Raw genomic sequence first — 21,647 nt, 5'->3', positions numbered from 1 at the left:
CGCAACACCAAGACCACCCCAGAGGAGAACGACCCATGTCACTGTTTAAATCGATCTGCCGCCGCGGCCTCGGCACGCTCGTCTTCGCCGGCCTCGCCGCCGCCTCGCTTGGCGCGGCGCCTGCCCAGGCCGCGACGCCCGACGAGATCAAGGCCCGTGGCAAGCTGATGGTCGGCGTTCTGACCGACTACCCGCCCTTCGGCGGCACCGACGCCCAGCAGCAGCCGGCGGGTTACGATGCGGACGTGGCCGCCCTGATGGCCAAGGCGCTCGGCGTCAAGCTCGAGCTGGTCCCGGTCACCGGCCCGAACCGCATCCCCTACCTTCTGACCAACAAGGTCGACGTGCTGATCGCGACCTTCGGCATCACCGCCGAGCGCTCGAAGCAGGTGCTGTTCTCCAATCCCTACAGCACGCTGACGATCTACGTCCTCGCTCCCAAGAGCGTGAACATCAAGACGGCGGAAGATCTGAAGCCGGTGACGATCAGCGTCGCGCGCGCCTCGACCCAGGACACGGCGATCAGCGCGATCGCGCCGCAGGGCACGCCGCTCAAGCGCTTCGATGACGACGCCACCGCCCTGCAGGCCCTGATCTCGGGCCAGGTCCAGGCGATGGGCGCGAGCAACACCATCCTCGCCCAGCTCAACAAGGACTACCCGCAGCTCAATATCGAGCCGAAGCTCACGCTGCGCGAGCAGGCCAACGGCATGGCCTTCCGCAAAGCCGACACGGCGCTGGCCGAGTTCGCCAACAAGTTCATCGCCGGGATCGAGGCCGACGGCGAGCTCTCCAAGATCAACCAGAAATGGTTCGGCATCCCGCTGCCGAAGCTGCCGGCGATGCCGCAGTTCTGACCCCGCTGAACGCGCGCCCGGCCCCATGCCGGGCGCGTCCATCGACAGTCACCGGAACGGTTTTGACAGATGCCCGCGCCCGCCCCCTTCCCGGCCGACCACGAGATCGGCGACGTGATCATCGAGATGCGCAAGGTCGACAAGTTCTAAGGGGACTTCCACGTCCTGCGCGACATCGACCTCACCGTCTCGCGCGGCGAGCGCATCGTCATCTGCGGTCCCTCCGGCTCCGGCAAATCGACGCTGATCCGCTGCCTGAACCAGCTCGAAGAGCACCAGAAGGGCGAGATCGTCATCGACGGCACCACCGTCCATGCCAGGCTCAAGGGCATCGAGGACATCCGCCGCGAGATCGGCATGGTCTTCCAGAGCTTCAACCTGTTCCCGCATCTGACCGCGCTGGAGAACTGCACGCTGGCGCCGATGAAGGTGCGCGGCATGCCCAGGGCCGAGGCCGAGGCGACCGCCCGCAGGATCCTCGAACGCGTCCATATCCCCGAGCAGGCCGATAAATATCCGGTCCAGCTCTCGGGCGGCCAGCAGCAGCGCGTCGCGATCGCGCGCTCGCTCTGCATGAACCCGAAGATCATGCTGTTCGACGAGCCGACCTCGGCGCTCGACCCCGAGATGGTCAGCGAAGTGCTCGACACCATGGTCGAGCTCGCCGAGAGCGGCATGACGATGATCTGCGTCACCCACGAGATGGGCTTCGCCCGCAAGGTCGCCGACCGGGTGATCTTCATGGATGCCGGCGAGATCGTCGAGATGGCCCCGCCGGAGCCGTTCTTCTCGGCGCCTCAGAATGAGCGGACCCGCAAGTTCCTCGGCCAGATCCTGCACCACGCCTGACGCGTTCCGATGACTTGCGCTCCTGTGAATCGCAAGGGGCGCGTCGTTCGTCTCCTCCAGTGAGGCACCCCAACTCAAATCTGGCGGAAGATCGAGGTTTCAGGTCAGTCGGGAGCGGCGCCAGCCGGCCTCGATATGCCCGGTATCGTTCGAGTGACGCTGTTGGTCAGGGACGAGGCGATGCGGCTCTCGGGCTCCGTTCTTCAGCGGGCGAGAGTGACCGGCCCACGTTCACGCAAGCCGCTTCGGTCTGCCCGCCGCCATCCACGAGAGGAAAGCGCCGCGTGCTGCAGACGGCGATCCGCTCCGGGCAGCGCGTCACGAAGGGGCAGCCGGCCGGCGGTGAGAGCGGGCTCGGCAGGTCGCCGCTCAGGATGATCTTCTCGCGGTTGCGCTGCGCCCGCGGGTCCGGCAGCGGGATCGCCGAGAGCAGGGCCTTGGTATAGGGGTGCTGCGGCCGCTCGAAGACCGCATCGACCGGGCCCTGCTCGGCGACTGTGCCGAGATAGAGAACCATCGCCTCGTCGGCGATGTGCCGGACGACCGAAAGGTCGTGCGAGATGAAGAGATAGGACAGGCCGAGATCGCGCTGCAATTCGAGCAGCAGGTTGAGCACCTGCGAGCGGATCGACACGTCGAGCGCCGAAACCGGCTCGTCGAGCACAAGCAGGCGCGGCGACAGCGCGAGCGCCCGCGCGATCACCACGCGCTGGCGCTGCCCGCCCGAGAGGGCGCTCGGCAGGCGTTCGGCGAGCGCGGCCGGCAGGCCGACGCGATCCAGCAACTCCGCGACGCGGGCCTTGCGATCGGCACGGCTGCGACCGGCGATGGCCAGCGGCTCGTTGATGCTGTCCGCGATCGTCATCTTCGGGTCGAGCGCCGAGGACGGGTCCTGGAAGACGATCTGGATGTCCTGCGCCAGTGCCGCCCGCCCGCGCCTCTTGAGCGCGGTGATGTCGCGCCCGTCGAAGCGGATCGTGCCGGCCGTCGCCCGCTCCAGCCCGACAACGGCATAGGCGGTGGTCGACTTGCCGCAGCCGGATTCGCCGACCAGCGCCAGCGTCTTTCCGGCCTGAAGATCGAGCGAGATGCCGTCGACCGCCTTGACCACCCCGCCGGGCGTGCCGATGCCGCCGCGCAGCGGGAAATGGACCTTGAGATCGCTGACCTGCAGCAGTGGCTCGCTCATGCCATCGCCTCCAGCCGGTCGACATGCCAGCAGGCAGCTTGATGGGAGGCGCCGACCGTGACGGCGGGCGGCACCTCGACGCAAGCCTCGTCGGCGAGCGGGCAGCGCGTGCGGAAGCGGCAGCCTTCGGGCCAGGCACCGGCCGGCGGCACCATGCCCTCGATCGTGCGCAGCACCGTCTTCCTGGCACCGTCGAGCTTCGGGATCGTGCCCAGCAGCAGGCGCGTATAGGGATGGCTCGGCGCGGCGAAGATGGCCTCGACCGGGCCGCTCTCGACGATTCGGCCGCCATACATCACGCAGACATCGTCGGCGAGATCGGCAACCACGCCCATGTCATGGGTGATCAGCACGACCGCGCTGCCGACCTCGTCGCGCAAGCGGCGCATCAGGTCGAGGATCTGCGCCTGGATGGTGACGTCGAGCGCGGTCGTCGGCTCGTCCGCGATCAGCAGCGAGGGACGGCAGATCAGCGCCGAGGCGATCATGATGCGCTGGCACATGCCGCCGGACAATTCGAACGGGTATTGCCGGGCGCGCCTTGCCGGATCGGGGATACCGACGCGGGCCATGATCGCGATGGCTTCCTCCCGCGCGGCGGCCCGCGACAGGCCGCGATGCAGAAGCAGCGCTTCCTCGACCTGCTCGCCGACGCGCATCAGCGGATTCAGCGAGGCGACCGGCTCCTGGAAGATGATCGTGGCGTCATTGCCGCGCACTTGCGACAGCTCCGCCTCCGACAGGCCCGTCAGCTCGCGCCCGCCGAGCCGGATCGACCCTGCCGAGACCTGCGCCGCACCCGGCAGCAGGCCGAGCACGGACAGCGCCGTCAGGCTCTTGCCGCAGCCGGATTCGCCGACGATCGCGAGGATGCGGCCGGTCTCGACGCCGAGCGACACGCCATCGACGATGCGGTTGCCGTCGATCTCGATGGCGAGGCCTTCGATCGCCAGCATCGGGTCGGCGCGCCCGCTCATGCCGAAGCCGCCGCGACCGCGGCCCAGGGGCTGGTCGGATGCGCCATGCCGAGGAAGCCGCCACCCTCCGCACGCATCACCGCGGAGGGAACCGAGAAATTCACGGGGTAGAGCGTGTCCTCGACAATCTCAACCGGGAAGGCTCCAGCGATCCGCGCGGCGACATCGGGCTCGGCCCTTGCGTCGACCTTGATGCGCGGGGTCGAGGCATCGATGCGCGGCCGATGGAAGACATCCTCCAGCGAAAGGCCGAAATCGGCCATCCCGGAGATCATCTGCAGCAGCGTCGGAAAGATCGTGCGGCCTCCGGCAGCGCCGATCGCGAGCCAGGGCCTACCGTCGCGGCTCAATACCAGCGGGCACATATTGGCCAGCGGTTTGGCGCCGGCCGCGATGCTGTTGGGTTGGCCGGGGCGGGGATCGAACCACATCATGCCGTTATTCATGATGATGCCGGCACGCGGGAGGGCCACGCGGGCACCGAAGCGCGAGAGCAGCGTGTTGGTCAGCGAGACCATGTTGCCGTGGCGGTCGACCGCGCTGACATGCGAGGTGCAACCGGCTTGCGGCGTCGCGGCATGGCCCATGCTGTTGAGCCTCACCGCATAGGCCTCGCGGATCGCGGTGGCATAAGTTAGTGCCGCGTCGGCCTGCGATGCGTCGGGGCCGAGGCCTCGCGCTTCCACGCGCCGTGCGGCATCGAAGAAGGTCGGGCCGCCGCTGAGGCCGGGGATGGCGGCGATGTCCAGATCGCGATAGCGCCCGGTCAGGGCCGGCGACCAGACAGCCTGATAGCCGGCGAGGTCCTCAGTACAGATGGCCGAGCCGCCGGATTCGAGGTCGCCCGCGATCAGGCGCGCGGCCTCGCCTTCGTAGAAGTCGCGCGCGCCGGCCTTCGCCAGGCGCTTCAGCAACACGGCCTTCGCCGTCATCGGCTTGAAACGGCGCGTATCGGCCCCGGCCTTGGGCGGCTGGCCGTTATCGAGCAGTAGCGCCGAGATCGCCGGATCGCGCGACAGGCCGGCAACCTCGACCGCGATGCAGAGCGCTGCGTACCAGTCGATCTCCAGCCCGCGCTCGGCATGCTCGATCGCCGGCTGCAAAGCCTCGCTCCAGGAGATCGTGCCGTAGCGCTCCAGCGCGGCGGCAAAGCCGGCGATGGCGCCGGGCACGCAGATCGCGCCGTAGCCGGCGACATTGCGCTCGCCGACCACCGAAGGCCAGGCGAACCAGTTGCCCGAACCGGCCTCGGTCAATGGATAATCCGTGGGCTCGAGCCCGCGCGGCGAACGCACGTTGAAATCAAGCGTGTCAAGCGCCCCGGTCCGGCCGTCAGCATGGATCAGGAAGCCGCCGCCGCCCACGCCCGAAAGCCAGGGCTCGACGATGCTCAGCACCAGCGCGGTGACGACGGCCGCATCCATCGCATTGCCGCCGCGCGCCAGAACGGCGGCGCCGGCCTCGGCCGCATGGCGGTTCTGTGCGGCGACGAGCCCGTGCGGGGAGCGGACGGCCGGGCGGCGGATGCTGAAGGTCTGCATCAGGCTCTGGCCCGGAAGCGCAGGGGCGCGCTTGGCTGCGGCAGCCGCATCGGCACGCTGAAGCGCTGCGCATTGGCGCTCGCCGCATGATGTTCCGCGAGTTCGCCGACGGTTGCGATCCAGACGCCGGGGGAGGCGCTGACCGCGTCGAGCAGCTTCTCCAGCATGCGCACGCGCCCGGCCCGGCCGGAGATCCAGTCATGGACGGTGAGCATCATCATCCGCCCCTCGCGATGCAGCACCTCCCATTCGTCGAGCCAGGCGTCGAGGATGCCGTTCTGCGGTGATGGCGGAGCCCGATCCTGCGCGCTGCCGGTGAAGCGGAAATAAACGGCGTCGTCGACCGCCCAGAGCACCGGGACCTGCGTGACGCCGTCGATCGTATAAGGATGGTCGAAGCCCATCAGCGAGGAATCGTAGAGCCCGCGCCGCTTCACCTCCTCCAGCATGAAGGGCGTCATCTCCCAGGCCGGCGAGCGAAAGCCCTTGGGCACCACACCCGCCTGGCTCTTGAACAGCGCGAGCGATTCGTCCATCGCGCGGGCGAATTCCTCCGGCCCGGCCTCGGTCGCCAGTTCGTGGAAATAGCCGTGCAGCCCGATCTCGTGGCCGCGCGCGACGAAGGCCGGCAGCAGCTCCGGATGGTTCTTCGCGATCAGCCCGGGCACGAACAACGTCGCCTTGATGCCGTAGCGATCGAGCAGGTCGAGCAGGCGCCAGATGCCGACGCGCGGGCCGAACAGCCGCTGCTCGATCTGGCCGAGCGCGACTGGCGCGCCTTCCGGCAGGCTCCACTGATAAGGGCTCTCCGCATCGACATCGATGCTGAAGCAGAAGGCGCTCGACCTGCCTTCGGGCCATTCATAGGCCGGGCAGGTGCCGTTCGGGGCGGTCATGTCTTAGCCTCTCTCAGAGCGCCTGCTTCTTGTCCTGATGGACGGCGAGCGAGCCGATCGAGTTGCCACCGTCGACCGTCAAGGTCGCGCCGGTGACATAGGCAGAGGCGTCGCTGGCGAGATAGAGCAGCGCATTGCCGACATCGGCGCGCGATGAGGCTCGGCCGAGCGGAATCTGCGCGACGGTGTTCTGGATATGCGCGTCGGTCAGGGCGCTGACCGTGCTTCCGGCGGCGAAGCCCGGCTCCAGCGCGTTGGAGCGGATGCCATATTCGGCGAGCTCGACGCCGAACCCCTTGGTCAGTCGGTCGAGCGCGGTCTTGGACATCGAATAGACGCAGGCCGTGCGCCGCATCTTGCGGGAAGCGCCCGACGAGATGTTGATGATCGAGCCCTTCACGCCCTTGCGCACCATCTGGGTCGCGAGCTCGCGCGTCAGAATGAACGGCGCCCGCAGGTTGATCGCGAGGATGCGGTCGAACTCGGCGGTCGGCGTGTCCAGCAGGAAGGCGCTCGGATAGATGCCGGCATTGTTGACGAGAATATCCGCCGCGCCCCAACGCTTGCCGATCTCGTCGGTCAGCGCCGTGATCGAGGCCTCGTCGGTCAGGTCGGCCGGCATGACGAAGCTCTCGCCCGAGAGGCCCATCGCCTTGGCCTGCGCCTCCAGATCCCCGGAACGTGCATCGGTCAGGCAGAGCGTGGCGCCGGCCTCGTGCAGCACCTCGGCGATCCAGCGGCCAATGACCCCGCAGGCGCCGGTGACGACGGCGCGCTTGCCCTTGATATCCTCGAACATGGGTTTGTTCCTTCAGCGATGGCGGGGGTCGAGGCGGTCGCGCACGGCGTCGCCTGTGAGATTGACGGCGAGCACCAGCACGAACAGACAGATGCCGGGCAGCGTCGCGACCCACCAGGCGCTCGCGACATAGTTCCGCCCGGTCGAGAGCATCGCACCCCAGCTCGCGGTCGGCGGCTGCACCCCGAGCCCGAGGAAGGAGAGCCCCGCCTCGAAGAGGATCATCAGCCCGAATTCGAGCGTCGCGACGACGCTGACCGCGCCGACGATATTGGGCAGGACATGCCGGAACAGCACACGCGGCGCGCTCGCTCCCATCAGCGCCGAGAGCCGGACATAGGGCATGTTCGCGACGGAGAGCGTCTGGCTGTAGGCGATGCGGGCATAGCGCGGCCAGCGCGTCAGCGCGAGCACCATGATGACGTTGACGATGCCGGGGCCGAGCACCGCGACGGTGATGATCGCGAGCAGGATCGCCGGGATCGACAGGAAGACGTCGACGACGCGCATCACCGCGATCTCGACCCAGCCGCGCCGGTAGCCGGCGATCATGCCGAGCGTCGTGCCGACCACGCCGGAGAGCACGACCGAGGCGAAGGCGACCATGAGCGAGATGCGCGCGCCATGGATGACGCGGCTGAGCAGGTCGCGGCCGAGCTCGTCGCTGCCGAGCCAGTAATGAAAGCTGCGCGAGACCGTGCCGGGCGGCTTCAATCGGCCGAGCAGGTTCTGCTGGTTGGGATCGTAGGGTGCGAGCCAGGGCGCGAAGACAGCGACCAGCACGACGAGCGCGATGATGCCAACCGGCCACCAGCGCCACAGGCCACGACTCTTGCGGCGCGGCATCGGGCTTGTGGCTGCGATGCTCACCGCGCACCCTCCAGCACGATACGCGGATCGACGAGGCTGTAGAGCAGGTCCGAGACCAGGTTGAGCAGCACGGTGACGAAGGCGCCGAGCAGCACCACGCCCTGTACGATCATGAAGTCGCGCGCCAGGATCGCCTGGACCGTCACCTGCCCGAGGCCGGGCCATGCGAACACCGTCTCGACGATGACGGCGCCGGCCAGCAGGTTCGAGATTTCGAGCGCGGCGACGGTGATCACCGGGATCGAGGCATTGCGGGCGAGATGGCGGATCAGCAGCCGCCCGCTGCGGACGCCGCGCGAGCGGGCGGTGCGGACATAGTCCTTCGAGAGCTCGTCGAGCAGGGCCGAACGGGTGATCCGCGCGAAGGTCGCCATGCTCAGGAGGCCGAGCGCGAAGGACGGCATGACGAGATGCGAGAGGTCGCCGGTAGAGGAAGGTGGCAGCCAGCCGAGCAGCACCGAGAACACCAGGATCATCAGGATGCCGCTCCAGAAGGTCGGCATGCTCTGGGCGGCGAGGACGACGCCGGCGGCGGCCTTCGCCGCGGGCGAGTTGCGGAAGATCGCGAGCAGGATGCCGATCGGCACGCCGATGCCGCAGGCGACGAGGAGCGCGCCGGCCGCCAGCATCAGCGTATAGGGCAGTCGCGAGGCGATGATCGTCGTCACCGGCACGCGCTGAACCACCGATTGGCCGAGATCGAAGCGCACGAGCTCGCCGAGGAAATCGAGATATTGCACGACGAGCGGCCGGTCGAAGCCGAGCTGGTGGCGCAGGGCCGCGATATCGGCCTGCGTCGCCGTTTCCGGCACCAACAAGTAGGTCGGGTCTCCGGTCAGGCGCTGGACGAAGAAGATCAGCGTCACCACCCCGAGGATGGTGACGAGCGCCTGGCCCAGCCGGCGGAGCAGGAAACCCGGCACCGCGGCTCAGTCCTTCCAGCTCATCCGGTTGATGAACATGCTTTCGTTCGGCGTCGGCTGGAAGGTCAGGTTCTTGGCCGCGCCGTAGATCACCACGGCCTGGTAGAGCGGCACGACCGGGACGTCGGTGGCGACGATCTCATGCACCTGCTTGTAGGTGGCGAGGCGCTTGCTGGTGTCGAGCGTGGCGCGGGCCTCTTCCAGCAGGCTGTCGATCTTCGGGTTGCGATAGGCCGACCAGCCGCTGCTCTTGTGCAGCAGCGGGAAGAGCACGCCGTCCGCATCCTGGCAGGCGCAGGACCAGCGGCCGAAGCTGAGCAGCGAGGTCGCCTCCGGCCCAGCCTGGGCGCGCTTGAGATAGGTTGCCATGTCCGACATCGCGATCTTCACGTTGAACCCGGCCTCGGTGAGCATCTGCTGGATCGCCTGGACGATGCGCTGGTCGAAGACCGGTGCGGTGGCGAGGTCGATCTCGGCCTTGGCGGCTGCGCCGGCTTCCGCAATCAGCGCCTTCGCCTTGGCCAGATCGTGTTCGGGCGCCTTGATGCCGTCGACCCAGCCGAAGCTGGCAGGGGTCAGCAGCTCCGGCACCGGCTTGTCATAGCCGCCGAGCAGGCCGTCGATCATCGCCTGCTTGTCCAGCGCGTAGGCTGCGGCCAGGCGAAGCTTGGGATTGTCGAAGGGCGGCTTGGTGGTGTTGAGCCGGACATAGGCGACGCGCTCGGTCAGGCCGATCAGGGCCTGGGCCTTGGGCGATCCCTTGAGCTGGCCAGCCTGGTCGGCATCGAGCGTGACGACGAGATCGCTCGACCCGGCCTGCAGATTGGCCAGGCGGGTCGCCGCATCGGGAACCGCGCGGAAGGTCACGGCCGGGAACGGCGCCTTGGTGCCCCAATAGGCATCATTGCGCGTGAGCTGGACATTCACGCCGCGCTGCCAGGACTCGAACTTGTAGGGGCCGCTGCCGACGGGCTTCAGGTTGAAGGCATCCTTGCCGGCGGCCTCGACGACGGCCTTGGGCACGATCGAGAGCTTGACGAGTTGGGCCAGCAGCGCCGGATAGGGGCCGGCGGTGACGAGCTTCACCCGCGTCGGCGAAACAGCGACGGCATCGGTGATCTTGTCGAACTGGCCGAGCTGGGGGCTGGCGAATTTGGGGTCCGTGATGCGCTTGACGCTGAAGACGACGTCATCGGCGGTCAGCTTCGAGCCGTCATGGAAGGTGATGTCGCCGCGCAGGTCGAACTCGATCTCGGTGTCCGAGAGCTGCTTCCAGGCAGTCGCGACCTGCGGGATGATCGCGCCCTTGTCGTCCCGGGTGACGAGATTGTCGAAGATGTTGCGGTAGACATAGTAGCTGTCCGGGTTCCACTGCACCTGCGGGTCGAGCGAGGACGGCTCGTTGACCAAGTCCACGACCAACCTGTCCTTCGCTGCTTGTGCGGCTCCGTGGGTCAGACCCAATGCGGCTGTGACGAGAATGGCGGCTGCGGCTTTTGACAGACGACTCATCGCGAAGTCTCCTCATTGACGGTATTGGAAGGGGACGGCTGGAAGGTCGATGTTCGGGCGCCGCGACTGCGCCTGCGCGCCTGCGCCGGCGCCAGCTGGGCGGCATCGAGAAAGGCGTCGGCAAGGGCCGCCTTGCAGCGAGCCTGATCCGCAACGAGCGCCGCCAGCCCGGCCGGCCGATCACCGGCCAGCAGGGCATCGAGAAAGGGTCCGAGATTGCCGACGGGCACAGGGCGCGCGGCAAGTTCCAGAGCGCGGGTTAAGCGCTCGGCGTGATCCCATAATTCGCGCAGCCAGCCCGATACGAGCGGGGTGACCTGCCGGCTGAGCAAATCCAGTGCCTGCCGGTTCAGCCGATGCATCATCGCCCGGGCCTGCGCGTCGTCGCGTCCGTCAAGGGCCTGCATCATCGCGCGCCAGTTTCGCAAATTCATCCTCTGGTCCTCATCGAGCGAGGCATCGAGCAGCGCAGGCTCGAGAAGGCGGCGTCCCTCGATGACGCTTCTAGCCAAGCTGCCGCCGATCTCCGAGACCTGCCAGCCTTGGCGAGCATGGCGCGAAACGAGGCCTGAAACCGCGAGTTCCGTCAGCGCGACGCGAACGGCAGCTCTGCCGAGACCGTATCGGTGCGCCAGTTCTGCCTCATGGACGAACGAGCCGGGAGCGAGCTCGCAGGCGATGCACGCCTGCCGGAGTCGGCGTCCGGCGAAGGCGAGATGGCTTTCCGATGCGGCGCGTGCCGTTAGGCCGAAGGCTGAAGCGTCGAGCATTCTCGATCGTGGCATTCTCAGAGAGCGCTGACAATCGATTTGTGACATCTCACAAGCTGCTTCTTTTGGCTGAGGTCATGTCATGTGGTGGAGGCTTGCATTCATGATGCGGCCGATCGGCATGGCCCGATCGTCATGCACGTCGCGGGTCGGTGCGCGCGGGGTTTGCAGGGGGAGGACATCCCGCATTCGCTCTGGGTCAGGGCGATGGCACGCCACCCGGAAGCGGGCATTCACGCCGCACGAACTGACGAGCCGGGCCTACGCAGCCTCGCCCGGCGAAGATTAAGCGCGCCTGTCGCGCAAGACGGCGACGAACTTGATGGCACTGGCCGAGAGGGCACGGTCCTTCAACCACGTCATGCCGATGCTACGCTCGATCCTTGGGGCGACCAGCGGGATCACGGTCAGCTCATCGGCATTGAACATGGCGAATGTCATCGTCGGGAGCGCGGTTATACCGAGACTGGCCGCAGCCAGCGCAGCGGCACAGGAAATCTGATCGACCTCGTAAGTCGGCACGGTCTGCAGGTTGGCGTGGATAAAGCCGGCATCGGTCAGGCGTCGAACGGAGGAAGACGTGGACATGGCGATAAACGCGAACGCGGCCAGCTCGGTCCAGCCGACACTGTCGCGCCCGAACAGAGGGTGATCGCGGGACACGATCAGCTTGAGCTGATCGCGCGCGATATCCTCGAAGACGAAGCCACCCTGCCCGGCCGGCCGTCCGGCGATCAATCTGCAGGACGAGGACGTCCACGCCCCCAACGAATTCATCCACGTCCCCTCGGTCGCGCTTGGGCTCGAGGCATGGCCGATGCTGCTGCAGGACTGGCGCAATACGCCCTTGCGGCATTTCGCCGGCAGGCTGATTGAGAAGAGCAGCGACAGGGCCGGAGCGACCGCCGCTGCCCAGCCTGGAACCGGGTTCTCCGCCAGGGCGGCAACCCTCGCAACGCGGATTGATCCAGCGGAGCACCAAGGCCTGTGTCGAAGAGCACACCGAACCAGTCGGCTGCCGGCGAACCTCCGCTCGCTGCAACACGCAGCCCTGCTTGACGCAAACCAATGTAAATCAGAAGATACATTTGTTGAAGACTTTCCGCCTTCCGAGGGACCAGCCGCCTTCCGCCGCCATGCCGGGAACGAAGACGGCATGGTGAGGAGCATGATCTATCCGGCGGGCTGCCTGACGAGCACCGCTGAACCCGCGCCACAGGCCCTGATGTGACCTATATCGGCATTGATCTCGGGACGTCCTCCATCAAGGCCGCGCTGGTCGATGACGGGCAGCGCGTGCTCGCCACCGCGACGCGGGAGCTCGCCGTGTCTCGTCCTTCACCGCTGTGGTCGGAGCAGGATCCCGCCGATTGGATCGGTGCCACGCTGGAGGTCTTGCGGAGTCTGAAGACGGCCTCTCCGGAGGCCTTCCGTCGTTGCGCCGGCATCGGGCTTTCCGGACAGATGCATGGCGCAGTCCTGCTGGATGAGAGCGACGAGCCGTTGCGTCCCTGCATGCTCTGGAACGATGGCCGCGCTGCCGCCGAATGCGCCGAGATCGAAGCGAGCGAGCCGGATTCGCGCGCGATCGCCGGCAATATCGCCATGCCCGGCCTCACCGCGCCCAAGCTGCTCTGGGTGCGCAAATATGAACCCGATATCTTCCGGCGCACGCGTAAGGTCCTGCTGCCCAAGGCCTATCTCCGGCTCGTCCTGACCGGCGAGGCGATCGAGGAGATGTCCGACGCCTCCGGTACGCTCTGGCTCGATACCGGCGGCCGCGACTGGTCGGACCGGATGCTCGCCGCAACCGGGCTCGATCGCAGCCAAATGCCCGCGCTGGTCGAAGGCTCGCAGCCGGCCGGCCGCCTGCGCCCCGATCTCGCTCGGGAACTCGGCTTCGACACCCCGCCCCTTTTTGCCGGTGGCGCGGGCGACAATGCCGCGGGAGCAATCGGGCTGGGCGCCGTCGCGCCGGGATCGTGCTTCCTATCGCTCGGCACCTCCGGCGTGCTGTGGCGCACGACGGCGGGCTTCGAGCCGCGCGCCGACAGCGCCGTCCATGCCTTCTGCCATGCCCTGCCCGGCCGCTGGCACCAGATGTCCGTCCATCTCTCGGCCGCCGCGAGCCTGAGCTGGTGGGCCTCGGTCTCGGGGCAATCCGAAACTACCCTGCTTGGGGAACTCGGCACAGCGAGCGAACGCCCCTCGCCCGTCCTGTTCACACCTTATCTTTCCGGCGAGCGCACGCCGCATAACGATCCCCATTTGCGCGGCGCTTTCACGGGTCTCGGCCATGAAGCGGATCGCAAGGCGATGACGCAAGCAGTGCTGGAAGGCGTCGCCTTCGCCTTCCGAGACGGCAAGGAAGCCCTTGAGTCCGGCGCCTCCCCCATCGGCGAGGCCATGGCGATCGGCGGCGGCGCGCGCTCGGATGCATGGCTGTCGATCATGGCCGACGTGCTGGACCTGCCGCTCAGGCGCTACCGCCAGTCCGAGACCGGGGCCGCCTTCGGCGCCGCACGCCTCGCCCGCCTCGCCGTTACCGGCGAAAGCCCCGAAGCCACCTGCAAGCCGCCATCCGGCGAGGCCAACATCTTCACGCCGCACCCTGCCCGTGCGGCAGCCTATACCGAGCGCCATGTCCTCTGGCGCCGCGCTGCGGAGGTCAGCCGCGCGCTGCGCTGACCGAGGTTACATTTGACAGACACTAGGGCGAATGCTCTTCATGTGAGCATTCGTTCAAATCGACTGTTGCCCGATGCCCCCTTTGCCCCAGCCCTTCGACCTCGTCATCCTCGATTGCGACGGCGTGCTCGTCGACAGCGAAACCATCAGTTGCCGGACGCTGGTCGATATTCTCTCGCCTTTCGATGCGAGCTATGATCTTGAGACGGTCATGCGCCGCTATCTCGGGCGGCCCGCCAGCGCAGTCATCGAGGATTACGAGAGAATGACCGGCCGCCCGGCCTCGGCTGATTTCACGCGGGACTGGCGGGCCCGGCTCTTCAGCGCCTTCCGGAGCGATCTCCAGCCGGTCGCAGGCGTCCGTGATGCCGTCGAAGGCCTCGGCAGCGACTATTGCGTGGCTTCGTCCAGCGACGAGGAGCGCATCGAGACCTGCCTGCGCAAGACGGAGCTCTGGGACCTGTTCGAAGGGCGAATCTTCAGCACGACGCGCGTGCGGCGCGGCAAGCCGGCACCGGACCTCTTCCTGCTGGCTGCACGCGAGCGCGGCGTCGCGCCTGGCCGCTGCCTCGTGATCGAGGACAGCGTCAGTGGGGTTACGGCGGCGAAAGCGGCCGGCATGACCGCCTACGGCCTCGCCGCCGGCAGCCATTTCGCCGTGCTCGATCAGCGCCAGGCGCTTATGGCGGCCGGAGCCGATCGCCTCTTCGAATCCTGGCGCGAACTCGCGCTTGCGCCGGCACCCCACTGAGATCGCGATGGCCGAGAACGACAGCGCCCGCCTCGACGACGCCGCTCGCGCCGGCTGGCTCTATTACATTGCCGGTCGCACGCAGGACGATATCGCGCAGATCCTGAACATCTCGCGCCCGGCGGCGCAGCGCCTGGTCTCGCTCTGCCGCAGCGAGGGCCTGATCAGCTTTCGGATGAATCATCCGATCAGCACCTGCATGGATCTCGCCGCCAGGCTACGCGACAGGTTCGAGCTGATCCATTGCGATGTCGCTCCTTCCGACGGCTCCCCGGATACCGGAGCGTCCGGCATCGCGGCATTGGGCGGGGTGCTGATCGAGCGCTGGCTGCGCTCCCGCAAGTCGCTGGTCATGGCGCTCGGCACCGGCCGCTCGATGCGCGCCAGCATCGAGCGCGTGCCGTCGATGTCCTGCCCGCTGCACCGGCTGGTTTCGCTGGTCGGCACCATCTCGCCCGATGGCTCGGCCAGCCCCTTCGACACGCTGGTCAAGCTCGCCGAGATCACCAGGGCGCAGCATTTCCCGATGCCGCTGCCGCTCTATGTCTCGAGCCCGGAGGAGCGCGCCCAGCTCGTCGAGATCGAGTCGATCCGCCGCATCCGCGCGATCGCCGGCGAGGCCGATCTCTGGGTCATGGGCATCAGCCAGATCGGCGAGGACGCCGTGCTTTATCGAGACGGCTTCATGAATCGCAGCGAATTGCTCGACATGGTCCGCCACGGCGCGGTGGGCGAAGTGACCGGCTGGGTCTTCGACGCCGAAGGCCGCTTCCTCGATCGCGGCACCAATCTGCGCGTCACGAGCGTGCCGCCGGAGCCCGGCAGCGCCCGCCTGCGCATCTGCATCGGCCAGGGCCCGACCAAGGTCCTGCCGCTGCGCGCCGCGCTCACCGGCAAGATCGTCAACGGCCTCGTCACCGACGAAGAGACCGCCCGCGCCCTGCTCGCGGACTGACTCCCCACCCGCCACGTCCACCCGCACCACGCGCGAGCGATTGCGCGCGGCTGTCATGCAGCCGTCACCAACGGTTGACATAACAGGCCAGTGTGCGAGCATATGCTTCAACAAAGAGCATATGCTCGCAAAAGACAGATGAGGGAGGCTTTGACATGCGACCTTTATATGGTGCTTTGGCGGGCGCGGGCGCCCTGCTGCTGGCGGGGATGTCCACCGTACAGGCAGCGACCGAAATCGAGTTCTGGCACGCGATGAGCGGCGCGCTCGGCGAGCGCGTCGACGAGCTCGTGAAGAAGTTCAACGACTCGCAGAAGGACTATGTCGTCAAGGCGATCGCGAAAGGCACCTATGACGAGGTCCTGAACGGCACGATCGCGGCTTACCGCGCCAAGCGCCAGCCCGAGATCGTGCAGTCGAACGAGCGCTCCTTCCTGACCATGGTGAATTCCGGCGCCATCGTCCCCACGAGCGAGCTGATGGCTCAGCAGGGCCATCCGGTCGATGCCTCGAAATTCATCGCGCCGGTCGTCAGCTACTACGCCATCGACGGCAAGCTGCAGGCGATGCCGTTCAATTCCTCGACACCGATCCTGTTCTACAACCGCGACCATTTCAAAGCCGCCGGCTTCGACAAGCCCGGGGCGACCTGGCAGGAGCTGGAGCCGCAGCTCGACGCGATCAAGGCCAAGGGCGTCTCGAAATGCGCGATGGTGCTCCCCGGCGATTACGAGTGGAGCTTCCTCGAGAATTACAGCGCCGTGAACGACATCCCGTATGCGACCAAGCGCAACGGCATGGACGGGCTCGACACCAGCTTCGTCTTCAACAAGGGCAAGCTCGTCGGCCAGGTCGAGCGCATGAAGCGTCTCGTCTCGTCGGGCGTGATGCAGCTCGCCGGCCAGGGCATCATCCCGATCCAGCTCTTCACCTCCGGCGAATGCTCGACGATCATCGCCTCGACCGCCTCGCATGCCGCCGTGGTAGCAGCCGCCAAGTTCGACTGGAGCGCGACGGAAATCCCCTATGAGCAGGGCGTCAAGCCGCGCAACAGCGTCATCGGCGGCGCCGCGCTCTGGACCCTGAAGGGTCATACGCCGGAGAAGTACAAGGCCGTCGCCGCCTTCTACGACTTCCTCGCAAAGACCGACACGCAGGTCTGGTGGCATCAGGCGACGGGCTACGTCCCGGTGACCACCGCTGCCTATGAGGCGGCCAAGGCGCAGGGCTACTACCAGAAGAACCCGACCCGCGAGATCGCCGTGGTTCAACTGATGCGCGGCACGCCTAGCGACAACTCGCTCGGTTTCCGCATCGGCAACAGCAACCAGATCAATGTCGCGATCATGGAGGAGGTTTCGGCCGCCTTCCTCGGCCGCAAGCCCGTGCAGCAGGCGCTCGACGATGCTGTTTCGCGTGGCAACGAGGCGCTGCGCCGCTACGAGCAGCTCAATGCTGGCAAGAAATAAGCCGGCCGGCCTTCCCACAGCGGCTGGCGGTGGCGGTCTTCGCCTCCGCTCGCCGCTGCGGCGCCTTTTCGTGATGGGCGCCAGCGACGGCCAGTCGGAAAGCGGCCTGAAGCGTGCGCATTTCAGGGAATGGCGCCTGCCATTCTGGCTGCTGGCGCCGCAACTCTTCATCCTGCTGCTGTTCTTCTTCATCCCCTCGATCAGGGCGCTGATCCAGGCCTTCCAGCTCACCGATCCGTTCGGCGCCACGACCCAATGGGTCGGCTTCCAGAATTTCGAGCGGCTCTTCCGCAGCAACGTCTACTGGTCCTCGGCGCAGGTCACGCTGATCTTCACGATCGCGCAGAACGTGCTGACCCTGTCGCTCGCGCTGCTCCTCGCCTTCGCCTCGAACCACATCCTGCGCGGCCGCGGCGCCTATCGAACCGTGCTGCTGCTGCCCTATGCCATCGCGCCGGCGATCGCCGGCATCATGCTCGCCTTCCTGTTCAATCCCCGCGTCGGCCCGGTCGCACAGATGCTGCAGGGGTTGAGGCTGGACTGGGACCCGAACCGCAATTCCTGGCATGCGCTCGCTCTGGTGGTGATGGCCGCCTCGTGGAAGCACATCTGCTACAACTACATCTTCCTGGTCGCGGCGCTGATGTCGGTGCCCCAGTCGATCCTCGAATCCGCCTATCTGGATGGCGCCGGGCCGATCCAGCGCTTCCTGCGCATCTCGCTGCCGATGATCGCGCCGACGCTGTTCTTCCTGATCGTGATCAACTTCGTCTACGGGCTGTTCGAGACCTTCGCGATCGTCGACGCGACCACGCGCGGCGGGCCGGCCGGCGCCACCTCGATCCTCGTCTACAAGGTCTATCAGGACGGCTTCGTCACGCTCGATCTCGGTTCCTCGGCCGCGCAATCCGTGGTGCTGATGGCGCTCGCCCTGCTCCTGACCTTCGCGCAGTTCCGCTTCGTGGAGCGTCGCGTGAACTACAGCGTCTAGGCCCGCGATGAACGAGCGCACCCCGGTCATCGACGCCGTCTGTCACCTCATCCTGCTGGTGGGCGCGGCGCTCGTCTGCCTGCCGATCTATTTCGTCTTCGTCACCGGCTCGCTGACGCAGCAGGAGATCATGCGCGTGCCGATGCCCTGGCTGCCCGGCAGCCAGTTCCTGGCGAACATGCAGACAGTGCTGGGCACCGCCGATTTTGGCCGCCTGCTGCTCAACTCCTTCATCATCGCCACCGGCATCACCGTCGGAAAGCTCGCGGTCTCGGTGATCGCGGCCTTCGCCGTCACCTATTTCCGCTTTCCCTTCCGGATAACCGCCTTCTGGCTGATCTTCATGTCGCTGATGCTGCCGATCGAGGTGCGCATCGTGCCGACCTATGAATCCGCCGCGAATGTCGCGCTGCCGCTCAACATCCTCGGCTCCTGGCTCGGCATCAAGGCGCTGGTCGATCTCGACTGGAATCTGGTCAATACCTATTCCGGCCTGATCCTGCCGCTGATCGCCTCGGCGACCGCGACCTTCCTGTTCCGCCAGTTCTTCCTCACCATCCCCGACGAGCTCTGCGAGGCCGCCCGCATCGACGGCGCGACGCCCTGGCAGTTCTTCCGCCTGGTCCTGCTGCCGCTCTCGCGCTCGAACATTGTGGCGCTGGCGATCATCCTCTTCCTGATGGGCTGGAACCAGTATCTCTGGCCGCTGCTGCTCACCACCGACCCCGCCATGGCCAATGCCGTGATCGGCCTGAAGAAGCTGATGCCGCAGAGCGACTCGCTGCCGACCTGGCATCTCCTGATGAACGCGGCCTTCCTGACGATGCTGCCGCCGACCCTCGTCATCCTCATCCTCCAGCGCTGGTTCGTGAAGGGGCTGGTGGATAGCGGCAAATAACCCGCCCACGGGCAAGCAGGGCTTTTTCGACATGCGGATCATCGGTCATCGCGGCGCGCGCAATATCTGGGCGGAAAACAGCCTGAGCGGCTTCCGCAATGTCTGCGGCCTGGGCGTCGATGCCGTCGAGCTCGACGTGCATCTCTCCAGCGACGGCGAGATCATGGTGATCCACGATCCGCTGCTCGACCGCACGACCGATCATAAGGGCCCGGTCGCGCATCTCTCGCGCGCGGCGCTGGCCAAGGTGACGCTCGACGACACCCTGGGCGAGACGATCCCGACCTTGCCGGAGGTGCTCGACGTCTTCGGCCCGGCCGGGATCGAGCTCGAGATTGAGATGAAGATGGATGCCTTCGGCAATCCCTATCCCGGCCTGCTCGACAGGGTCATCGCGCTGGTCGAGGCCCGCAAGATGGCCTCGCGCGTCGTGCTGACCTGCTTCGTGCCGGAGGTGATCGAGGAGATCCGGGCGAAGGCGCCGCATATGCGCCGGCTCGCCTCGGTCGACCGCCGATCCTGCGAGGCGTTCGGCGGTGTCGACCGCACCTTGCAGCGCTTCGTCGATCTCGGCTGCATCATCGCCGTCGAGCAGTCGCTGCTGCGGCTCTGCGTCGATCGCGCCGTCGGCATCGTCGGGCGCGACAAGCTCGGCGCCTGGGTGCCCAACACGGTGCGCGAGCTCGATTTCTGGCTCGGCCAGCCGATCTCGCAGATCACCAGCGATCGCCCGGACCTCGCCCTGATGCTGCGCGCCGCGCGGAAAGGCTGAGCCATGGCGACACGCCTGTCGCTGGCAACGCTCGGCCAGTTCCCCGCATCGGTCAGCATTCCCGGCTACCGGCGGGACGAGCTGAGCCTCGGCATCGTCCACATCGGCGTCGGCAATTTCCACCGCGCGCATCAGGCCGCCTATCTGGACGAGTTGTTCGAGCGCGGGTTGGATCGCGACTGGGCGATCATCGGCACGGGTGTACGCGAGAGCGATACCGAGATGGGCAGCGACCTCGCCGCACAGGATTTCCTGACCACGGTCGTGACGCAGGAGGCCGAGCGCTCACAGGCGCGCGTCACCGGCGCGATGATCGATTTCGTCGCGCCGGGCGATAGGGCCGCGATCATCGAGCGGCTCGTCGATCCCCGCACGCGGATCGTCTCGCTGACCGTCACCGAGGGCGGCTATTATATCGACCCGTCGACACAGGCCTTCGATCCCGGCCATCCCGATATCGCCACCGATGCCGCCGACCGCCTCGCCGCGCCGAAGACCGCCTTCGGCCTGATTGCCGCCGGCCTTCTCAGGCGCCGTGGCGCCGGCCTGCCACCCTTCACGGTGATGTCCTGCGACAACCTCCCGGGCAACGGCCATGTCACGGCGGATGCCGTCGCCGGTCTCGTCGAGCTGATCTCTCCCACCGAGGCGCGCTGGATTCGCGAGAGCGTCGCCTTTCCCAATGGCATGGTCGACCGCATCACCCCGGCGACCTCGGACCGCGAACGCCAGACGCTGCGCGACGATTTCGGGATCGAAGACGGCCGCCCGGTCTTCTGCGAGGATTTCCGGCAATGGGTGCTGGAGGATCGTTTTCCGGCCGGCCGGCCGCGCCTCGAAGAGGTCGGCGTGCAGTTCGTCGCCGATGTCGCGCCCTTCGAGCTGATGAAGATCCGCATGCTCAATGGCGGCCACGCGGCGATCGCCTATCCCGCCGGCCTGCTCGACATCCATTTCGTCCATGAGGCGATGCAGGACGACCAGATCGCCCGCTTCCTTTCGGCCCTGCTCGACGACGAGGTGATCCCCGTCGTACCGCCGGTGCCGGACACTGATCTCACGGACTACAAGCGCACGATCGAGCGGCGCTTCGCCAACCCCAAGATCGGCGACACGATCCGCCGGCTCTGCCTCGACGGCTCGAACCGCCAACCGAAATTCATCTTGCCGACGCTGCGCGATGCCTTGCAGGCAGGCAAGCCGATTGAAGGACTCGCGTTGGTAAGCGCGCTCTGGTGTCGGTACTGCTACGGCGAAACGGAAAGCGGGCAGCCCATTGCGCCCAATGACCCAAGCTGGTCGCGGCTCGTCGCCCAGGCGCAACGAGCCCGCTTCACGCCGGATGCGTGGCTGCAGATGCGGGACATTTATGGGGACCTTCCTGACGATCGGCGCTTCAGCGAAGCATTCTCCCGCGCACTGCAGGGTATCTGGCGATCGGGTACCCGCGCCTGTATCGACGCCTTTCTTACGTCTCGCCGCGCTTCCTAGAGCACTTTCAAGCGAAGTGGACACCGGTTCGCGCGGAGAAAATGCGATAAAGCAAAGGCTTGGAGCAATTCCGCGAATCGGAGAATTGCGGAATTGCTCTAGAGGTCCTTGCGCTCCTTTCCCCGACAGCGGAGGATTATGGCATCGGGCGCGGGTCAATCGTGCTGGTGGGGCGAACGGGTCGTCAGCCAGCCACAGAGTCAGTCTTCTCCATGTGCAGCAGGCTGTTCAGGCGGACATGGCGCCAAGCCGCGTTTGCGTGCCGGTTTCAGCTCGCGCTCAAGCTTTTGATTCGGAACCAGAATCCGAAAAACTGTTTCGCGCGCAGTTTCCACCGTTCCTGCGCGATCCAGATATTGGTGGGCCGGGCCGGACTCGAACCGGCACCGGCGCTGTTATGAGCAGCGAGCTCTAACCATTGAGCTACCGGCCCATCCCTCGCCTAGAGC

20 protein-coding genes, 1 tRNA gene and 2 pseudogenes are annotated in these 21,647 nt (G+C 66.8%); 11 read left to right on the top strand and 12 right to left on the bottom strand.

Going from position 1 to position 21,647, the window contains the following annotated elements:
• Positions 1 to 35: 35 nt before the first annotated feature.
• Positions 36 to 857 carry a transporter substrate-binding domain-containing protein gene (locus tag OCUBac02_RS09060; protein ID WP_173045078.1) on the top strand — a complete coding sequence of 274 codons (822 nt, stop codon included), beginning with the start codon at positions 36 to 38 and terminating at the stop codon, positions 855 to 857.
• 126 nt (positions 858 to 983) lie between these two features.
• Positions 984 to 1,706: pseudogene (locus OCUBac02_RS09055) on the top strand (amino acid ABC transporter ATP-binding protein).
• 166 nt (positions 1,707 to 1,872) lie between these two features.
• On the opposite strand, the gene OCUBac02_RS09050 reads toward OCUBac02_RS09055, so the two are convergent.
• From OCUBac02_RS09050 to OCUBac02_RS09005, 11 genes and pseudogenes are all read right to left on the bottom strand, one after another.
• Positions 1,873 to 2,895, bottom strand: coding sequence for an ABC transporter ATP-binding protein (locus OCUBac02_RS09050; protein WP_173045076.1), 1,023 nt, complete (start codon positions 2,893 to 2,895; stop codon positions 1,873 to 1,875).
• Positions 2,892 to 3,872: an ABC transporter ATP-binding protein gene (locus OCUBac02_RS09045; protein WP_173045074.1), complete on the bottom strand. Its 981-nt coding sequence runs from the start codon at positions 3,870 to 3,872 to the stop codon at positions 2,892 to 2,894. Before OCUBac02_RS09045 ends, OCUBac02_RS09050 begins: the two co-directional genes overlap by 4 nt.
• Positions 3,869 to 5,413, bottom strand: coding sequence for a gamma-glutamyltransferase (locus OCUBac02_RS09040; protein WP_173045072.1), 1,545 nt, complete (start codon positions 5,411 to 5,413; stop codon positions 3,869 to 3,871). The genes OCUBac02_RS09045 and OCUBac02_RS09040 overlap by 4 nt, the downstream gene beginning before the upstream one ends.
• Positions 5,413 to 6,309 carry a polysaccharide deacetylase family protein gene (locus tag OCUBac02_RS09035; RefSeq protein ID WP_173045070.1) on the bottom strand — a complete coding sequence of 299 codons (897 nt, stop codon included), beginning with the start codon at positions 6,307 to 6,309 and terminating at the stop codon, positions 5,413 to 5,415. Before OCUBac02_RS09035 ends, OCUBac02_RS09040 begins: the two co-directional genes overlap by 1 nt.
• A 13-nt stretch (positions 6,310 to 6,322) precedes the next feature.
• Complete coding sequence (locus OCUBac02_RS09030; protein WP_173045068.1) at positions 6,323 to 7,108, bottom strand: SDR family NAD(P)-dependent oxidoreductase; 786 nt, start codon at positions 7,106 to 7,108, stop codon at positions 6,323 to 6,325.
• 12 nt (positions 7,109 to 7,120) lie between these two features.
• Positions 7,121 to 7,978 (bottom strand): nickel transporter permease, encoded by an 858-nt coding sequence (gene nikC / locus OCUBac02_RS09025; RefSeq protein ID WP_244639138.1) that lies wholly within the window; start codon positions 7,976 to 7,978, stop codon positions 7,121 to 7,123.
• Positions 7,975 to 8,901, bottom strand: coding sequence for an ABC transporter permease (locus OCUBac02_RS09020; RefSeq protein ID WP_173045066.1), 927 nt, complete (start codon positions 8,899 to 8,901; stop codon positions 7,975 to 7,977). Before OCUBac02_RS09020 ends, nikC begins: the two co-directional genes overlap by 4 nt.
• 6 nt (positions 8,902 to 8,907) lie before the next feature.
• Positions 8,908 to 10,413, bottom strand: a complete 1,506-nt coding sequence (locus OCUBac02_RS09015) for an ABC transporter substrate-binding protein (RefSeq protein ID WP_173045064.1) — start codon at positions 10,411 to 10,413, stop codon at positions 8,908 to 8,910.
• On the bottom strand, positions 10,410 to 10,823 hold the full coding sequence (locus OCUBac02_RS27325) for a hypothetical protein (RefSeq protein WP_244639137.1): 414 nt from the start codon (positions 10,821 to 10,823) through the stop codon (positions 10,410 to 10,412). The genes OCUBac02_RS09015 and OCUBac02_RS27325 overlap by 4 nt, the downstream gene beginning before the upstream one ends.
• A gap of 132 nt (positions 10,824 to 10,955) precedes the next feature.
• Positions 10,956 to 11,183: pseudogene (locus tag OCUBac02_RS27620) on the bottom strand (GntR family transcriptional regulator); the annotation flags it as partial.
• A 285-nt stretch (positions 11,184 to 11,468) separates the two neighbouring features.
• Positions 11,469 to 11,960, bottom strand: coding sequence for a LysR substrate-binding domain-containing protein (locus OCUBac02_RS09005; protein ID WP_173045060.1), 492 nt, complete (start codon positions 11,958 to 11,960; stop codon positions 11,469 to 11,471).
• Between the two features lie 40 nt (positions 11,961 to 12,000).
• Here OCUBac02_RS09005 and OCUBac02_RS09000 point away from each other — a divergent pair, with 40 nt between their 5' ends.
• From OCUBac02_RS09000 to OCUBac02_RS08960, 9 genes are all read left to right on the top strand, one after another.
• Positions 12,001 to 12,414, top strand: coding sequence for a hypothetical protein (locus OCUBac02_RS09000; RefSeq protein ID WP_173045058.1), 414 nt, complete (start codon positions 12,001 to 12,003; stop codon positions 12,412 to 12,414).
• The gene (gene xylB / locus OCUBac02_RS08995) at positions 12,411 to 13,871 is read left to right on the top strand and encodes a xylulokinase (RefSeq protein WP_173045056.1); all 1,461 of its coding nucleotides are present in this window, start codon (positions 12,411 to 12,413) and stop codon (positions 13,869 to 13,871) included. Before OCUBac02_RS09000 ends, xylB begins: the two co-directional genes overlap by 4 nt.
• A 73-nt stretch (positions 13,872 to 13,944) precedes the next feature.
• Positions 13,945 to 14,622: an HAD family hydrolase gene (locus OCUBac02_RS08990; RefSeq protein ID WP_173045054.1), complete on the top strand. Its 678-nt coding sequence runs from the start codon at positions 13,945 to 13,947 to the stop codon at positions 14,620 to 14,622.
• Positions 14,623 to 14,629: 7 nt separating this feature from the next.
• Entirely contained in the window at positions 14,630 to 15,577 is a 948-nt protein-coding gene (locus OCUBac02_RS08985; protein ID WP_173045052.1) for a sugar-binding transcriptional regulator, read from the top strand.
• A 155-nt stretch (positions 15,578 to 15,732) separates the two neighbouring features.
• Entirely contained in the window at positions 15,733 to 17,046 is a 1,314-nt protein-coding gene (locus tag OCUBac02_RS08980; RefSeq protein WP_173045050.1) for an extracellular solute-binding protein, read from the top strand.
• A gap of 73 nt (positions 17,047 to 17,119) precedes the next feature.
• Positions 17,120 to 18,037: an ABC transporter permease subunit gene (locus tag OCUBac02_RS08975; RefSeq protein ID WP_173049451.1), complete on the top strand. Its 918-nt coding sequence runs from the start codon at positions 17,120 to 17,122 to the stop codon at positions 18,035 to 18,037.
• A 7-nt stretch (positions 18,038 to 18,044) separates the two neighbouring features.
• Positions 18,045 to 18,935: an ABC transporter permease subunit gene (locus tag OCUBac02_RS08970; RefSeq protein ID WP_173045048.1), complete on the top strand. Its 891-nt coding sequence runs from the start codon at positions 18,045 to 18,047 to the stop codon at positions 18,933 to 18,935.
• Positions 18,936 to 18,966: 31 nt separating this feature from the next.
• Complete coding sequence (locus OCUBac02_RS08965; protein WP_173045046.1) at positions 18,967 to 19,707, top strand: glycerophosphodiester phosphodiesterase family protein; 741 nt, start codon at positions 18,967 to 18,969, stop codon at positions 19,705 to 19,707.
• Between the two features lie 3 nt (positions 19,708 to 19,710).
• On the top strand, positions 19,711 to 21,198 hold the full coding sequence (locus OCUBac02_RS08960; RefSeq protein ID WP_173045044.1) for a mannitol dehydrogenase family protein: 1,488 nt from the start codon (positions 19,711 to 19,713) through the stop codon (positions 21,196 to 21,198).
• A 357-nt stretch (positions 21,199 to 21,555) separates the two neighbouring features.
• Here OCUBac02_RS08960 and OCUBac02_RS08955 read toward each other — a convergent pair.
• Positions 21,556 to 21,631, bottom strand: a tRNA-Ile gene (locus OCUBac02_RS08955).
• Between the last annotated feature and the right edge of the window lie 16 nt (positions 21,632 to 21,647).

The sequence above is a fragment of the Bosea sp. ANAM02 genome (genome assembly GCF_011764485.1).
Lineage (GTDB): Bacteria > Pseudomonadota > Alphaproteobacteria > Rhizobiales > Beijerinckiaceae > Allobosea.
This window is presented reverse-complemented; position numbering and strand designations above follow the sequence as displayed.